Here is a 17,096-nt window from a genome sequence, read left to right on the forward strand (position 1 = left end):
ATTGAAAATATGTTACACACCAATTCTTGAAAAGCTTCATTACCTCATTTGAAATATAACATAATCTTAATTCTACCTTTTTCCATTTTGAATAGATCAACGTTTAGTAGTTTTACCAATGTATATAGTAAATATTTATTAAAAAATTCCTGTTTTAATCGTAATATTTCCTAGGAAATGTTGTTTTTTACTATTTCCTATTTGTCGAAAGGTGCCATTTTTCCTATTTCCTTCATCATATTATTACAATTCTTTATGTATTTCGAGAAAAAACGCGTTCGCAATTGTTGAAATTTGCGTACGCGTTTTTTATAAAACTCCTGCTTTTATTCTTTTAACAATGGAATACGTTGTATAAATCGCCATAGGGCCAAGGATTATAACGAGAATGAGCCAAAATGTTAACCCATTTGCTGCTTTTAATGCTGCGAAATTTGTAATGATGTAAATAATGACCCCTAAAAGTAACATGTAGCTTAATACGTTTGGAAATATGACAAGTAAACGTAATACAGCAGGATTAATTTTAGTTTGATTCATAACATCCCCTCCTCGCTCTATGATACATAAATCATCTCGATTATTCTACTTTTTTCTTATTTTAGTAGAATTAGTCTCCTGATTTACTCCAACGTTAATTGATTGTTTCTCCATTGGTATAAGGTAAAATCGTTTGCTATAGATACATTAGGAAAGATCTCTTTTGCTTCACTTAATATTTTTTGTAAATCATAGGGTAAAAATCGAGCACTTATATGATTCAAAATTAAATTTTTCCCCTTTGATTCTCGGGCAATTTTTGCAGCTTCCACATTAGTCGAGTGGCCATAACTTGCTGCTAAATGTCCCGTTGTATGATCAAAGGTTGCTTCATGCACAATAATATCCGCCTCTTGACTAAGTATTTTTGCGTTTTCACAATACTTTGTATCGCCTAAAATGGTAACAATAAAACCTTTTTTCGGAGGCGCCGTTACATCTTTACTGAAAACTGTTGTTCCATCATTTAATGTTACATCTTCACCATTTTTTAGTTTCCCTAACAAAGGACCTTTTGGAACTCCTAATCGGTTTGCTTTTTCCATTAACAATTCTCCTAACAACGGTTTTTGCTCAATACGAAAACCATAGCAAGGTATAACATGCTCCAACAATTTTGCAGTTACTATGAATTGATCGTCCTCAAATATGACTCCTTCTTCTACCTCAACAAATTCAATCGGATAGGTTAAGTGGGTTTTTGAAACTTCAAAGCTACTATTAATCCATTCCTTTAAACCTTTAGGACCGTAAATCGTTAATGTATCTTCACCACCTAAAAAGGATCGCGAACTTAAAAACCCAGGTAACCCAAATATATGGTCACCGTGTAAATGGGTAATAAAAATTTTTTCGACTTTTCTAGGGCGAATTGTTGTATGTAAAATTTGATGCTGTGTCGCCTCACCGCAATCAAAAAGCCAGATTGTTCCACGCTCCTCTAAAAGTTTTAATGCCAGGGAACTAGTATTTCTTTCCTTAGAAGGCATTCCTGCCCCAGTTCCTAAAAATTGCAGTTCCATTTCTAGCCTCCATTTTTCCTATTTATTTACAGGGACATTTTACTCGACGGAGTCGATATCCTTTAAATCTTCCAAAAAATCTTTACTAAAACTCGTTTTGGAGGCGTAGGTTTGTTTACCCACTTCCATCCCTTTTTGAATGGCTCCTTTACCGAATTTCCGTTCAATATTATCAATTAATTCATAAATCGGTTCTTGTTTTGCGTATTGTTCAAAATTAAAAATAGATAGCTGTTCCACCGATTGTTTTCGATCAAACACATTGGAAACGGTCACTCCAAGAAGTCGAATTGGTGTACCATCCCATAATTGATGAAATAATTTGATTGCTTCTTCATAAATCACGTTTTTATTATAGATTGGATTTTGGAAGGTTTTACTTTTTGAATGATTATGCCAATCTGCATCCCGTATTTGTATACTTAAAGTTGATCCACATAATTTTTTCGCATCCAAACGTTCCGCCACTTTTCCACATATAGTCTCAAAGGTTTTTTCCAAAGCTTGAATATCCGTTTCATCTGTCGGTAAAGTTGTGGAATTCCCTACACTCTTCGTCTCATATATTGAATTTGGGTCTACCTTTCGACCATCTTCCCCATTCGCACGTGCCCTTAAACGTACTCCATTTTTACCAAGAGCTTGTCGAATCATATATTCTTCAACATGGGCTAAGTCACCAATCGTATATATTTTCAACGATTCCAGTTTTTTCGCCGTACTTTCCCCCACACCATGCATTTCAATGACTGGCAGAGGCCATAGTTTGGAAGAGACATCTCTTTTTCTAAGTATCGTGATTCCCATCGGTTTTTTCATATCCGATGCCGTCTTTGCTAAAAATTTATTCGGGGCAACACCAATGGAACAAGGTAAATCCAGTTCATTATAAATTCTCATTTGTATTTCTTGAGCGATTTCCAAAGGATGCCGTTCAGAAGAAATTTCAGTTATATCTATATATCCTTCATCAATCGATACTGGTTCTACTAGTGATGTATAACTTCGTAAAATTGTAAACATTGCCTTCGATGCATTTCGATATTTTGGAAAATCAGGCGGTAAGAGTATCAACTCAGGACATTTTCTCATGGCTTCCCCAACATTCATCGTTGTATAAATACCCTTTGCCCGCGCTTCATAAGAGCTTGTGACAATTATTCCACGACGTTCTTTTGGATTTCCTGCAATAGCTATCGCTTTCCCCTTCAATTCTGGTCGATGGGACTGTTCTACCGATGCATAAAAACTATTCATATCAACATGTAAAATAATTCTACCCTTCGTCATACTCTCACCTCCATCAATAAAATCAATTCATTAAAATATTATCATATTCTTACTGTTCTATCCTATTTAGTGCAATAAAAAAGGAGAAGGATGATTTATTCCTTCTCCCAATTCATTATTATGCATACATTTCTTCAAGCCATTTTAATTGTTGTTGAACGAATTCTTCAGACAATCCATGTTTTTCAATAAAACGATTACGTTCATGTTTAGAACATTCTAGTGTACAACCACCTAAATGTTTTAATTCATTTTCTTCTGAACATAAAATTTGTTTATTACATTCTGGATTTGAACAGTTAATGTAACGTTCACATGGTGTTCCGTCAAAATGGTCTTTACCAACGATATTGTGTTCAACTTGGTTAATTGGAACTGTTAAACGTTCATCGAAAACGTACATTTGTCCGTCCCAAAGTTGGCCTTTTGCAACAGGGTCTTTACTATATGTTGCAACACCACCATGTAATTGACCAACATCTTCCCCGATTCCTTCTCGTTTTAACCAGCCGGAGAATTTTTCACAACGGATACCGCCTGTACAATAAGTTAATACCCGTTTTCCTTCGAATAATTCTTTATTTGCCCGTACCCATGCTGGAGTGTCCCGGAATGTTTCGACTTCAGGACGAATCGCCCCACGGAAATGACCGACATCGTATTCATAAGTGTTACGCACATCTAACACAACCGTATCTTCCCGTTGCATTTCTTCCATAAATTCAGCAGGTGAAAGATAGCGACCAGTAATTTCTTTTGGGTTTATATCGTCTTCTAAGCTTAAATTTACAAGCTCTGGACGAGGGCGTACATGCATTTTTTTGAATACATGACCTTCTGCTTCATCAATTTTAAAGACGATATCTTTAAATAAAGGAGAATTTTGCATCATTTCCATATACGCATTCGTATCTTCAACAGTACCTGAAACAGTACCGTTAATTCCTTCATTTGCTACTAAAATACGACCTTTTAAATTTAATTCTTTACAAGCGGCCAAATGCTCAGCGGCAAATGCTGCTGGATCCTCAATCGTTGTGTAATAATAATAAAGTAATACTCTGTAATCCATCTTTTTTTCCACCTATCATGTATATTTGCAAGATATATTGATAGTATATCTTTTTCGTTTAAGTAATCAGTTAACATTTTAAACTTGCATCTTTAGGCGGATTATAACATACAAAAACGCTAAAGAAGATTTTTATAAAGTAAAAAATGATTAATTAATCACATAATTTATAATATACCATAAAAGTAATGGTTACTTCCTCATACATAAGTCTGAATTGTGATATTCTCAACTCATACGAAAGTCTACACAAACTTAAGGTTTATTATTTTCAGTTTTTTTAAACGAACTATGTTGACATTTATCGCATAGTATACTAATCTCTTTGTGTAAACTAAAATTAAAAATAAGTTAACACAAAAAGGGGGTATCCATTTGAAATCAAAAACCTATTCTTACGTTATCACCGCATTTGGTGCAGCAATTATTGCCGTATTAGCTCAAATCACAATTCCACTGCCTCTTATTCCAATTACAGGACAAACTCTAGCCGTCGGTCTGATTGTGACCATACTAGGTACTAAATATGGCACTCTATCCGTATTATTATATATTTTACTTGGTGCAATCGGTTTACCTGTTTTTTCAGGTTTTTCCGGTGGATTTGGCGTTTTAGTAGGCCCTACAGGAGGCTATATTATTGGTTTCTTAGTTCAAGCCTATATCATGGGAATATATATGGACAAATTTAGAACATCCTATCTTCATGCAATTATTTCGAATATTATTGGGATGGTTATAACGTTAGCTTTCGGTACTTCTTGGTTAAAATTTGTCGGTGATTTATCTTGGACTGCAGCATTTATGGGAGGAGCAGCTCCATTTATCATTGTAGGGATTATAAAAGCATTGATGGCAGCTTGGCTTGGGGTACTAGTTCGTAAACGTTTAGAAAGTGCCCATCTTCTACCACAGCTTACATAACATTTTATAAAATCGCTTCTTTTTATTTAAAACGAGCTATTCGCATATAGACGAATAGCTCGACTTTTTATTTGCTTAATAAGAAAATCCCTTCCATGTTGTAACTCTTGGAATATTAACATGTTGATTGTAAGATTGATCCTTTACAAATACTTTAGTGGAAATATCCTTTAATGTGTCAAGTACAGCTGGCTTATCATCAAAATAATAATCCAGGTTCAATTCTTTTATAATGTCAATTTTCTCTTGATCTTGCATGCCGCAGAAGAAATTTTCATCATGTACAGGGAATCCCTTTGCTTTGACCCACTGTCTTGTTCTGGAACAAAATTCTTTCGGACGAGAAGTAATATAAAATATTTCATGCCCTTCTTGTTCAAGTTGATTTAATAATTCAATGGCACCTTCAAAAGCAGGGCAATCGGTAAAATAGATTTCTTCTAAAAGACTCCCCCACATTTGGCTGCCTGTTTCTTTATCTAAACCAAAGGCTTCGTGTATTTCTACAGTTTTTAATTCACGGAACACTTCCAATCCAACATTTACATTTAATTTTCTATTATAAATATGAAAGGCATGTTCCCTTAAATTAATCAGTGTATCATCTATATCAAAACCAAATCTCACAAAAGCTCCTACTTTCCTTATGAATAAATAACAAATTGCTTCGCAAATGTTTGTTCTTTTTCAATTTGAATTTCTTGAAGTCTCGCTACTTCTTTTTTTCGTTGTTTTGAACATTGGATTAATTCTAATTCAGACATCGTTTCCTCGGTTAGTATCGATGCTAACGTATCCGCATCTTTCATAGCACTATTTAATCCAAAGGCCCCTGTTGGTGTCATCGTATGGACCGCATCTCCAATTAACGCAACACCCTTTTTTCCCCACTGTTCTGCATAATTACTATACACATCAAGTAATACAAAATCGCTCCACGATTGAATATGACTCCGAACAGTCCTTTCTAATTGGGGGAATGCTTTGATTAATTTTTCGATAAATGGAGTAAAGGGTTGTTTTCTTAGCATTGGAAACGAACCTTGTTGGATGTTCCAGCCGATTTGGATAAAACCATTTGTCTGGGTAAAAAGAGAAAGCTGCATTCCATCGATTAAAGCCATTTTAATAGTAGGCTCCCAATTGGTAGGTGCTGGAATTTTTGCCCATAATAAATCATAACCATGCTTTCGAACTGTAACATCAATGCCCGCCTTTTTGCGAACGATTGAATAACGTCCATCTGCCCCAATTACGAGGTTACTTTCGATTAAAATCTCTTTGCCATTCTGATTTGCTTTTACTCCTTTAATGGCGCCTTCTTCATCTTTTATTAAATCGATTACTGTTGTACTAGTCATTAATGAAAATTGCTCAAATGTTTTCGCTTCATTGATAAGCACCGTTAGAAGGTTAGATTGTGGAACATGGATACCTAAATGTCCAATAGTCGGATCAGGCAATACCGTTTTAAACAGTTTGCCATCTTCCCAATATTCCAATCTTTCCATTCGGAGCATCCCAAGTTCTTCCACTTTCTCAAATAAACCGTACTTTTTTAGTATTTCTTCGCCTTCTTCATTTAAATGTTCCCCGCGAAATTCCTTTGCTATTTCTTTAAAACGTTCTAAAAGAATGACAGATATATTTTGTTTGGCCAATAAATATGCAAGTAAAGCTCCTCCAGGTCCAGCGCCAACAATACATACATCCCTTTTCAATTTCATTTCGTTTCACCAAGCTTAGGATATGCTGTAATACATATATCCGGTCCAACCATTTCAAATGAATCGAATTCAAGCTGTAAAGCCGCGTCCATCGTATCCACATCTAAACCAGTAAATGGTGTTTTAGAATTTCTTCCACCAAGTATTTTCGGAGCAATGTAAACGAGAAACTTGTTAATGAAACCTGCTCTTAGGAATGAGGCATTTACTTCAGCCCCACCTTCTACTAGAACATCAGTAATCCCAAGTTTGTATAGTTCATCCAGCATGTCATCTAGCTTTAGTCCATCAGTATTCTTTTCGATAGAAAGAATTTTTACACCTTTTTCTAGGAACTGACTTTTTTTCGCCTCATCTACATTCGTACTACAAACAATAATGGTAGGTGCTTCACTTGTATCCGTTACGTTTGCATTTAGAGGCGTTTTCAGTTCACTATCTAAAATAATTCGAATCGGATTTTTCCCGTTGCGATGGGGAAGTCTAGTTGTTAATGATGGATTATCTGCTAATACTGTGCCAATCCCAACTAAAATCGCATCAACCTCATGACGCAATTCGTGAACTTGAAGTCGCGCTTCCTCACTTGTAATCCATTTCGATTGGCCATTACGTGTGGCAATCTTTCCATCTAAAGTCATCGCAAATTTGGAAATAACAAAAGGTTTACTTGTTAACATATTATGAATGAAACGTTCGTTTAACTTTCTTGCCTCTTTTTCCAGTAAACCTACTTCTACTTCAATGCCTGCTTCTCTTAACATGTTAATACCACGTCCAGCAACAGCTGGATTCGGATCCGTTGTCGCAACAACAACACGGCTTACTTCCGACTCTTTTACTAACTTTGCACAAGGTGGCGTTTTTCCGTAATGGGAACAAGGTTCTAACGTTACATATAATGTAGCGTCCTTTGCATGTTCACCAGCCATCCGAAAGGCATGCACTTCTGCATGGGGCTCTCCTGCTTTACGGTGAAGACCTGTCCCTACAATTACTCCATCTTTTACGAGAACTGCTCCTACAACTGGGTTTGGATTTGTGTTCCCTTTTGCTGAAGCAGCTAAATCTAAAGCTAATTGCATATACTCATAATCTGTTTTCATATTGGAAATACTCCTTAAACCGTTAATTGCTTTTCTGCAATATGACCTGATTTTTTAATTTTTGTTTCCAAATAATGACGATTCGTTTCAGTTAATCCACCCCATAACGGAATATGTTTATGGGCAAGGAGGCCATGGGATTGCAAAGCTGCAAGTTTTTTTGGATTGTTTGTAATTAACGTTACTGGTTTTTCTCTTAAACTTTCCAATACTCGAATCGCTTCCTCATAACTACGGGAGTCATCTTCAAAACCTAACGCATGATTCGCTTCTACAGTATCGTAGCCTTCCTCTTGTAATATATAGGCTAATGATTTAGAAAATAAACCGATTCCACGTCCTTCATGGTTTGCTAAATAGAAGATTGCTCCACATCCATGTTCTTCAACCATTTTCATCGATTCATGGAGCTGGTATCCACAATCACAACGTTGGCTTCCAAAAATATCACCTGTATGGCAAATACTGTGCATTCGAATAATCGCATCATCTCCATTGAAGAAGTCTCCGTAAACTAAAACGGAGGATTGTTGTTTTGATGCCAAATCTGCATCCACAATATATTCCAATACCTTTTCTTTCGTTTCGAATTCTTTATTAACAGTTAACCATGTATACCATTGAAACGTAGTCTCAAAATCACCCTGTTTAATTGGCAATTGCACTGGACCTACAATACATAAATTCTCTTTATCATTAAATGGTACTAAATTCATTTTATTTATAAGTATTTCTTTTGTATTTGAAAGATTTTTCATCATTCATCTCACCTATCTATAGTTAATCTTGACTGCATACAAAGTTAAGTTACTTTTCGTAACTTAGTTTATAATAATAAGTAAAAGAAGTCAATTAAAATTCCTAGTAGTTTAATCAACTTTCTATCAATCACAACTTAACTATAGCTTATGTAATAAATGAAATCAAAAAAGGTGCATGCACACAAAGATCCAGTAAAAGAATGTAAAAATTCTTATGACTAGATCTTTGTTTAAAAACTAAATTCAATGAAAGATACTATAATTATAGAAATAAAAAAAGCCCCTAAATGAAAATTTAGAGCTTTCATTTTATGACATTTTGGCAAAATGATTATATACGTCATTTAATGTTTCACATCCAATTTCCAATACCTTTTCAACATAGAGACTCCACAGTTTGGCTGTCATTTTCGCATCTCCTAAAGCGTTATGTCGATTTATAACCGGAATTTGATGATGAACACATAGTTGTTCTAGTGATACGTGATGAAAATTTGGTTCTATTATTTTATAAAGAAAGGATGTATCCACTATACGGTGTTTAAAAGGGGTTTTAAACAATTTGGAACTAGTATATTGCATAAAACTCCTTTCATGATTCGCATGATGGGCAACAAGGGTTGAACCTTCTATGAACTGAAAAAATCGAATGAATACATCGGCTAATGGCGGTGCCGATATTACATCATCATTAGTAATCCCCGTTAATTGAACAATTTCCTCTGGAATCTTTTGATCGAAGTGGATAAGCGAATAAAACTCTTGACCTTCTAATATGCGCGAACCCTGCATTTTAATTGCACCAATCGATAAAATACTATCACCTTTTTCCGGTGAAAAACCGGTAGTCTCCATATCAAAAACGACGACTGGTAATTGGTTCAAAGGCACATTCATCGCATTTTCTTTATTCATCTCTTTTTGTAAATGTCTTAAATAAGCCATTTGTTGTGAATTTTGGATGCCACCAATTCCACCGTGGGCGCGTCTTCCTTGAATACCTCTTAATAATTGCATAAATGGTTCAAATGCCATTTGGAACACCCTCTATTACAAAATTTAAGCTTTTAACTTTTTAAAAACGTTAACTCTACTACCGAATCATGTAGCTTTTTGCCATCTTTTAAAATTCGTTTCAACTGTTTCCGTTGTTCTTTACTTAATTTTTTTATATTTAAGTAATGGGTATCATCATAATTTTTCGAATGAAATAAAGACATTCGATAAGTGATCAGCGTTGAAAAGTTTTCAAAGCTATATTGGAGCAAGTCTTTATATCTCACTTTTTTCTTAAGTTGTTCAATCCGTTCTAACGTCGAAGTTTTATAAACCCCTTCTTTTATAGATAAAAGTCTGATGGAATTTACGTATGGTAAAAAGGCAGCGTATTTTAAATTAATACAACCTTGATAAACACCATGTTGTTCAACTAAAATTTGCCCCATCGGACCAATTACAGACTTTATATGTTTAACGTTTGCTACAAATCTACTTAATAGAGAAGGGTGTTCAAGTTGATATTCTAATATAATAGACTTTAATTGTTGGATATAATTTGTATTCCCATATAGAACTCTAGCATCATAAAAAATTTGTAAATAACGAATAGATTCCCAACTTTCGTTTTCCATCCAATGGATAATTTGAGTGCGCCATTGCTCTAGTGACTTACACCAAATTGGATTAGAACTCATAATATTCCCATTACAATAAGGATAACCTACACAATCCATCCCATAAGACAGCTCTTCCCCTAATACTTTGAAATACTGATCATTTTCTTCATTTGAAATTTCATATACGATGCCATGATCTTGGTCACTAATCAACCCTTGTTCAAAACGGCCCCCACTACCAGTAATAAACCAAATAAATTCACATGGAGGTTTTGACCATTCAATTTTGCCCATCGCAACATGTAACACTTTCAACATCACTTGATCATGAAATTCGTTGAGAGAAACGTTATTTAATAAGTAGGAAGAAATATGCGCATCTTTCCACTTTTTAATTGACTCATACGTTTCCATTCCTACACTTCCCTTTTATACAAAAAGCCTCTGAAAATCAGAGGCTTTTTTGATTAAGTATAAAGTATATCACTTATTTATTCATGAAAATTTTTCCTTCGTTGCAGCTGTTGTTAATTTCGCTTCTTCTAACGCCATTTGTTCAGGATAACCGTAGCTTCCGTGTTCAGACATATCTAAGCCCATGATTTCCTCTTCTTCTGAAACGCGAAGACCACCCATCACTTTATCCATAATTTTAAGAATAATGAATGAGATAACAAATGCATAAGCACCAGATGCTACAACACCTAAAGCTTGAACGCCTAATTGTTCCCAGCCACCACCGTAGAATAATCCTGCTTGACCCCAATCAATGTCAGTAGATAGTGCTGGTAATGCAAATAGACCATTTGAAAGTGTGCCCCAAACCCCCACAGTACCGTGCACAGATAACGCAGCAATTGGGTCATCGATTTTAAGTTTTTCAAATAATTGCATACTGAATACGACCATAATACCGCCGATCAATCCGATTACAACCGCAGCCCAGGGAGCTACAAATCCACAAGAAGCCGTAATGGCTACTAAACCTGCAAGAGCACCATTTAATGTTGTTGGAACATCTGCTTTACCTGTTTTAGCCCAAGCTGTAAACATTGCTGCCACAGCACCCGCACCAGCAGCTAATTGAGTATTTAGAATAACATAGCCAAAGAAACCATCAGCAACACCAAACGTACTAGCACCGTTGAAACCAAACCAACCAACCCAAAGAATAAGGACACCTAATGTAGTATAAACCTGGTTATGTCCTGCAAGAACATTCGACGAACCATCTTTATTGTATTTACCGATACGTGGTTTCAAGATCATCGTAGCAGCTAGTGCAGCCATTGCCCCCGTTAAATGGACGACCGTTGAGCCAGCAAAATCTTGCTTCCCGTGCTCTGCTAACCAACCACCGCCCCAAATCCAATGGGCAACAACTGGATAAATGAAAGCACTAAATAGGATGGCAAAAATAACATATACCGATAATTTTGCTCGTTCAGCAAAGCCACCAAAGGCGATTGTTAACGAAACTAATGCGAACATGACTTGGAAAGAAAAATCTACAGCAGTCGTTAAACCACCTTCTGGAGCAGATGCGTCGCCATAGAAGAAATTTGATAACCCGATAAAGGGATTCCCATCTCCATAAATAAAACCATAACCAACTGCCCAGAACACTAAAGTTCCAATCCCAGCTGTAAAGATTGTTTTCCCAGCAATATGACCTGCATTTTTCATTCTAGTCGAGCCTGCTTCGAGTAAAATAAATCCACCTAACATGAAGAAAACTAAAATGGCACCAATCCCTACCCACAGGTTATCCATTAATACTTGAACAGCTTCCATAAACTCATTCTCCCTTCTTTCAAAACTCTACGTTACTTTAAGTTATTCTATGATGTTAGGAAATGTAACATGTTTTATTACGTTTATTTTATCCTATATTTTATTAATGTCAATACAATTTTCATTAATTATTTTCATAGATGTTAGAAAATGTGACATTTAAGTAAAAACAATAGACAACTAGGAAAAATGAAATTCATCGTTATTGATCTATCATCATTTATGTATGCGATTTCATAAAAACACAACCTTTCACTCATATTAAATACATATTTTTTAGTTGATAGTAGGAAAAATGTTCCACAGCAAACTACATCATACTTTGTAATGAAATAATACTTATATGTAACGTTTCTTTACATCAATAAATCATGACTATCTATCACGCTATCCTTTTTCATTTATTAATTAATGACACTTTTGAAACTTTTCCGTTATAAATCGACAAAAAACCCTTAAAGAATGATCTTTAAGGGTTGCTTCACATTTGTAACATATGATTAATTCAAAATTTTCACTTTTACTTTTTTTCTTCCCCATTCCAAAGCTTGATTTTGGGAAGGAATGAAGACGTCTATTTTATTTCCTTTAATGGCACCACCAGTATCCCCTGCAATAGCTTCCCCATATCCTTCCACCCAAACTCTCGATCCGAGGGGAATAATATTAGGATCCACTGCGATTACTTTTTGGTTTGGGTTTGCTCTTAAATCAATTCCTATTGCGGTTGTTCCTGAACATCCTTCACAATAAGCTGTATAAGCTGTTGCTGTCACAGTCATTTCTTTTCCTGTTGATGGTTCTGGACTTGAACTTACCTTTGTGCTTTTAGATGTTTTTGTATTTGTTTGAGCCTTCTTTTCCTTTGTTGTTTTTTCTTGTTTTACTTTTGTCGTTGTTGAAGAAGCATCTGCAACAGTTGTTTTCTTACCTTCTTTGCTATTATCCTTATACAAAATCAGTTCATCACCAGGATGGATTGTGTAGTCTTTTAAATTATTCCATTCCATTAAATCCTCTAATTCAATTTGATGATTCAAAGCAATCCGGAATAGGTTGTCCCCTTCCTTTACTTTGTACGTTTCTGGTTGTGCCGCCTTATAAAACACTTTGTCTTTCTCTAAAACATCATCAAACAGTACATTTTCCAACGCATCTGTAATAATGAGTTGTTCAATGACACCATTCGTGTGCATTGCGGATTTATCTATGTCCATAGCAAAAGAATTTGTAGTAAACGAAAATACTAGAAATAAAGTTAGTAAAGCGATTTTAGACTTCATACTTAGTCCTCCTTACATTTTTTTCGAAATTTGTAATGAAATTTATGGACTAAGTACTCTCCAGGGTTTTACAGGATTATACATATTGATATAAAAATAGAAATAAAATGAAATATTTGTAACATTTGAAATAATTTCATAATCTTCGTTTATGCAATAAAAAAAGACTGATTTCATAGCAATCAACTACGAAACCAGTCTCTTAATGTGTGAACGAAATTCTGTATAAAAAAATTATTGAGCTGTATATCCACCGTCAACTGTTAATGTATTTCCAGTCATAAATGAAGAATCATCACAAGACATAAATAAAACAGCTTTAGCCATTTCTTCATCCTTACCTAGACGTTTCATCGGTGTCATAGAGCGTAATGCTTCTTTACTTTCTTCAGGAATAATTGGTGTATCAATAAAACCAGGACATAATGCATTAATACGAATATTTTGTTCAGCATATTCTAAAGCTAATGAACGAGTTAAATTAATCACTCCACCTTTTGCTGCATTGTATGCCGCTGAACCTGGAGATCCTACCCAACCATACATAGAAGCAGTGTTGACAATTACCCCACCATCAGCTTTCAAAAATTCACGAATTGCTTCACGGGCAACTAAGAACACCCCGTCTAAATCTACATTTACTGTATTTCTCCACTCAGAATATTCTAAGTCGTGGGATGAATGAACACGACCAATACCTGCGTTGTTAAAAACAACATCTACTTTTCCGAAAGTTTCAATTGTTTGTTTAAAAACGTTTGCCACTTCTTCTTCACTTGTAATATTTGCTTTTATAAATAAAGCTTCGGCGTTTTGTTCTTTTAATTCTGCCTCAAAAGCATTTCCTTTTTCTTCATTTAAATCAACAAGTACTACTTTCGCTCCTTCTTTTACAAAAAGACGAGCAGTAGCCGCTCCAATACCAGAAGCTCCACCAGTAATAACCGCTACTTTATTTTGTAATTTAGCCATGTATATACCTCCCAAATAGTTTTACAAAATAGAACCTAAACCCCATTGACTAATGGTAAATTATCCCTATGTAAAGTGTTCTATATTGTTTACAATTTCATTGTACTCTTCTCACTTCATGGTACAATCATTAATATAATTCAATGTGTTGATTACATAGACACTTTTATGCTTTGTGTTGAAATAAGGAGGATTCTAATGGCAAAAGACGATCTCCAAACAACTAGACGCCAAAATAGGACAAAAACCCATTTTAAACAAGCACTTATCGATTTGACTAAAGAAATTGGCTACCATTCGATTACCGTGAAAGATATCGTCGAATACGCGAACTATAATCGAAGTACTTTTTATGTTCACTTTCAAGACAAGGAACATTTAGCAAAAGAATTATTAGAATCAATGTTAAAAGGTTTAGAAGAAGCTGTCGGACAACCATATATTTATGGGCAAAGAGTAAATACATCCCAGTTAACGAAACCGGCTTTTCATATCGTCCATTTCATTTATGAAAATCGAAACTTTTTTGAGCTTGTCAAATATGAAAATACGTTACCTGGTCTACATACCCAGTTTCCGTTGACGATTACTAAAATATATAAAGAGCAATTTATCTTTAAAACGATTAATAATACACCTGTTAATATGGATTACTTTAAATTATATACTTCTTATGGTTTTTATGGATTACTAATGGATTGGATTACAAGTAGTTTTAGTCGATCTGAAGAAGATTTTATCAACGATATTATCGATTTAACAAAAACCCATATTTCTTCTTATGAATACATTGGTAAATAAGTAAAACACAATTTTTATAACTTGAAGAAAAGTGGTGTAAAGAAAATGAAGAGTCGAGTACATGTTATAGCCCCTTATGCCACAATGGTACCTGTCGTTAGCGAATGTTGCGCCCTCTTTCCAGAATTAATTATTCGCACATCCGTCGGCAGCTTAGAAGATGGGGTAAATATCGCTATTAAAGAAGAGTGTGCGACCGATATTTTTATAAGTAGAGGTACAACTGCAAAGTTAATTAAAAATGCTGTAAAAAAACCAGTAATTGATATGCACATATCAGGATATGATTTAATTCGTTCCCTTTCATTAGCATCGAATTTAACGACTAAATCTGCCCTTATTGGCATGCAATCCATTACCCATGTCGCAAAGGCGATTATCGGTTTAATGGATATCCCTATTTCAATTTACACTGTGGAACATTTAGAAGAGATTCCCCCTTTAATTTTAGAATTAAAAAATAAAGGGTTTAAACAAATTATTGGCGATAGGCTTGTAACCCATATTAGCGAAACCTATGGACTGAAAGGATTTTTAATCCAATCAAGTAAAGAAACGATTTTACAAGCACTCGAACGGGCCAAACAGATCAATGAATACAAAAATTATGCAGATGTACCAAGTAAAATATTTGAGCAAATCGTTCAAAGTAAATATAAAAATATTGTTGTTCTTAGTAAGGAAAACCATATCATTTATGAACATTTTTCTACGTTAAATTTTACTCGTGATTTAAAGGATCATTTATACATATTGAATACAGACATGAATGATACAAAACCGAGGGCTTCAAAATTACTAGTAGTAGATAATGATGTAATTGAAATAAAAGGATATTACGTCTCAGAATTTGGATATAAACTGTTTGTATTGAAAAAATATAATCACCTTATCAATCAACACGGTTTAACTGTTCAAACCCATTCACTTCATAAGCCTGTCATTAAAGAATCGAGTTCAATACAACATGTGTACAAACAGGTAGAATTACTTTTCAAACATAAAGAACCAATTTTACTTGTCGGAGAGCAAGGTACAGGAAAAGACTTTATTTCAACTTATATTCATGAAAAACATGAAGATGGATTATTATTAACGATCGATTTTAAATATTTTGATATCAATCAATTAAATACACTTCCAATACAATATGTAAGAACGATTAAATTAAAACATTGTGAATTAATCGAAGAAGTTGAAGTTTTATCTGCATTCATTCAAAATTGTCTAGAAAAACATATTCATATGTTTGTATTATGTGAACATAATTATCAATTCGAATCCTTTGAATGGTTAAAGTGTAATAAAATTCAACTACCTACTCTTCAAGAGCGAAAAGAAGATATCGTACCTTTAATCCACTATTTTTTATCCAAATTTCATGAAGAATACGGGACAACTCCCGTTAAAATTAAAAACAAATCCCTTACTTTACTGGAAGAAACGAACTATCCATTTAATATAGATGATCTGCACTCTATCATGAAACAAATTGTACTAAACGAAAAAGACTATATAATACAACATGAAACTGTTGAAAGAATATTAAAACAACAAAGTCATTGTTTAAAACCTATTTCTTTAAAAGGCACTTTAAAAGAAATTGAAAGAGAAATTATCGAACTTGTGTTAAAGGAAGAAAATTTTAATCAATCTAAGACGGCAGAACGCCTCGGAATTAATCGAGCAACTTTATGGAGAAAGTTAAAAAATGAGGGGAATTAAAGCTTTCTAAGAACTTTACTAAAAGGTCTACCCCGTCTGCTTGAAAGAAGACAAAAATACACTTAAGTATGATAAAGAGGCTGGGACATAACCCACCTCTGAAATGAAAAGCCGGTGAAATTTTACGATAAGTAAAATTTCACCGGCTTTGATTATTTTAAATAAAAAATAAGGACCACTTCTGATAAAATTAAGTCACCACAACAAAATTATACAGAAAGAAGGATCCTTATGTTTAAAGATTATAACATGAATCAACTCGTTTTGCCTTTAGATTTAGAAGTAAAATTACAAAATAATGATATTGCTTTCCATATCCATCATCTAGTTGAAAGTATCCCTCATGAAGCGTTCGAACCATTTCTACGAAATGAGGGGTGTCCTGCTGTATTTTGCAATAGAAAAGTGCAGAAAAATGCAATTAAAAATGCAGAAGTTTGCCACCCAATTAGTTTCTTTTTGA

Annotated in this window: 16 protein-coding genes and 1 pseudogene; 4 read left to right on the forward strand and 13 right to left on the reverse strand. The window is 34.4% G+C overall.

Annotated elements, in window-relative coordinates:
• Positions 1-309: 309 nt before the first annotated feature.
• The 4 genes from ACH0B5_RS08760 to trhO form a co-directional block, all read right to left on the reverse strand.
• The gene (locus tag ACH0B5_RS08760; protein WP_406927732.1) at positions 310-540 is read right to left on the reverse strand and encodes an acyl-phosphate glycerol 3-phosphate acyltransferase; all 231 of its coding nucleotides are present in this window, start codon (positions 538-540) and stop codon (positions 310-312) included.
• An 83-nt stretch (positions 541-623) separates the two neighbouring features.
• The gene (rnz, locus tag ACH0B5_RS08765; protein ID WP_341362218.1) at positions 624-1,562 is read right to left on the reverse strand and encodes a ribonuclease Z; all 939 of its coding nucleotides are present in this window, start codon (positions 1,560-1,562) and stop codon (positions 624-626) included.
• Between the two features lie 39 nt (positions 1,563-1,601).
• Positions 1,602-2,852 carry a DNA polymerase IV gene (locus ACH0B5_RS08770; RefSeq protein ID WP_406927733.1) on the reverse strand — a complete coding sequence of 417 codons (1,251 nt, stop codon included), beginning with the start codon at positions 2,850-2,852 and terminating at the stop codon, positions 1,602-1,604.
• 118 nt (positions 2,853-2,970) lie between these two features.
• Positions 2,971-3,924: an oxygen-dependent tRNA uridine(34) hydroxylase TrhO gene (gene trhO, locus ACH0B5_RS08775; RefSeq protein WP_341362220.1), complete on the reverse strand. Its 954-nt coding sequence runs from the start codon at positions 3,922-3,924 to the stop codon at positions 2,971-2,973.
• Between the two features lie 375 nt (positions 3,925-4,299).
• Here trhO and ACH0B5_RS08780 point away from each other — a divergent pair, with 375 nt between their 5' ends.
• The gene (locus ACH0B5_RS08780; protein ID WP_122972727.1) at positions 4,300-4,848 is read left to right on the forward strand and encodes a biotin transporter BioY; all 549 of its coding nucleotides are present in this window, start codon (positions 4,300-4,302) and stop codon (positions 4,846-4,848) included.
• Positions 4,849-4,923: 75 nt separating this feature from the next.
• Here ACH0B5_RS08780 and ACH0B5_RS08785 read toward each other — a convergent pair whose 3' ends face one another.
• The 9 genes from ACH0B5_RS08785 to ACH0B5_RS08825 form a co-directional block, all read right to left on the reverse strand.
• Positions 4,924-5,475: a 5' nucleotidase, NT5C type gene (locus ACH0B5_RS08785; RefSeq protein ID WP_122972726.1), complete on the reverse strand. Its 552-nt coding sequence runs from the start codon at positions 5,473-5,475 to the stop codon at positions 4,924-4,926.
• A 17-nt stretch (positions 5,476-5,492) separates the two neighbouring features.
• Positions 5,493-6,575, reverse strand: a complete 1,083-nt coding sequence (locus tag ACH0B5_RS08790; protein WP_122972725.1) for an FAD-dependent monooxygenase — start codon at positions 6,573-6,575, stop codon at positions 5,493-5,495.
• Positions 6,572-7,681: a bifunctional diaminohydroxyphosphoribosylaminopyrimidine deaminase/5-amino-6-(5-phosphoribosylamino)uracil reductase RibD gene (gene ribD, locus ACH0B5_RS08795; RefSeq protein ID WP_341362223.1), complete on the reverse strand. Its 1,110-nt coding sequence runs from the start codon at positions 7,679-7,681 to the stop codon at positions 6,572-6,574. The genes ACH0B5_RS08790 and ribD overlap by 4 nt, the downstream gene beginning before the upstream one ends.
• A gap of 14 nt (positions 7,682-7,695) precedes the next feature.
• The gene (locus ACH0B5_RS08800; protein WP_122972723.1) at positions 7,696-8,439 is read right to left on the reverse strand and encodes a GTP cyclohydrolase II; all 744 of its coding nucleotides are present in this window, start codon (positions 8,437-8,439) and stop codon (positions 7,696-7,698) included.
• A gap of 312 nt (positions 8,440-8,751) precedes the next feature.
• The gene (locus ACH0B5_RS08805; protein WP_122972722.1) at positions 8,752-9,477 is read right to left on the reverse strand and encodes an exonuclease domain-containing protein; all 726 of its coding nucleotides are present in this window, start codon (positions 9,475-9,477) and stop codon (positions 8,752-8,754) included.
• Positions 9,478-9,509: 32 nt separating this feature from the next.
• Positions 9,510-10,472, reverse strand: coding sequence for a DUF294 nucleotidyltransferase-like domain-containing protein (locus tag ACH0B5_RS08810; RefSeq protein ID WP_341362224.1), 963 nt, complete (start codon positions 10,470-10,472; stop codon positions 9,510-9,512).
• A gap of 81 nt (positions 10,473-10,553) precedes the next feature.
• Positions 10,554-11,852, reverse strand: a complete 1,299-nt coding sequence (locus ACH0B5_RS08815; protein ID WP_122972720.1) for an ammonium transporter — start codon at positions 11,850-11,852, stop codon at positions 10,554-10,556.
• A gap of 500 nt (positions 11,853-12,352) precedes the next feature.
• Positions 12,353-13,135: a 3D domain-containing protein gene (locus tag ACH0B5_RS08820; RefSeq protein ID WP_122972719.1), complete on the reverse strand. Its 783-nt coding sequence runs from the start codon at positions 13,133-13,135 to the stop codon at positions 12,353-12,355.
• Between the two features lie 234 nt (positions 13,136-13,369).
• Positions 13,370-14,107 (reverse strand): SDR family NAD(P)-dependent oxidoreductase, encoded by a 738-nt coding sequence (locus ACH0B5_RS08825; RefSeq protein ID WP_122972718.1) that lies wholly within the window; start codon positions 14,105-14,107, stop codon positions 13,370-13,372.
• Positions 14,108-14,305: 198 nt separating this feature from the next.
• On the opposite strand from ACH0B5_RS08825, the gene ACH0B5_RS08830 reads away from it, so the two are divergent.
• The 3 genes and pseudogenes from ACH0B5_RS08830 to ACH0B5_RS08840 all read left to right on the forward strand — a co-directional run.
• A complete protein-coding gene (locus ACH0B5_RS08830; protein WP_122972717.1) occupies positions 14,306-14,908 on the forward strand; it encodes a TetR/AcrR family transcriptional regulator in 603 nt (200 codons plus the stop codon).
• A 45-nt stretch (positions 14,909-14,953) separates the two neighbouring features.
• On the forward strand, positions 14,954-16,633 hold the full coding sequence (locus tag ACH0B5_RS08835; protein WP_122972716.1) for a sigma-54-dependent transcriptional regulator: 1,680 nt from the start codon (positions 14,954-14,956) through the stop codon (positions 16,631-16,633).
• Positions 16,634-16,864: 231 nt separating this feature from the next.
• A pseudogene (locus tag ACH0B5_RS08840) lies at positions 16,865-17,096 on the forward strand (hypothetical protein); the annotation flags it as partial.

It is taken from the genome of Ureibacillus sp. 179-F W5.1 NHS (genome assembly GCF_045369345.1).
In the GTDB taxonomy this organism is placed as follows: domain Bacteria; phylum Bacillota; class Bacilli; order Bacillales_A; family Planococcaceae; genus Ureibacillus; species Ureibacillus halotolerans.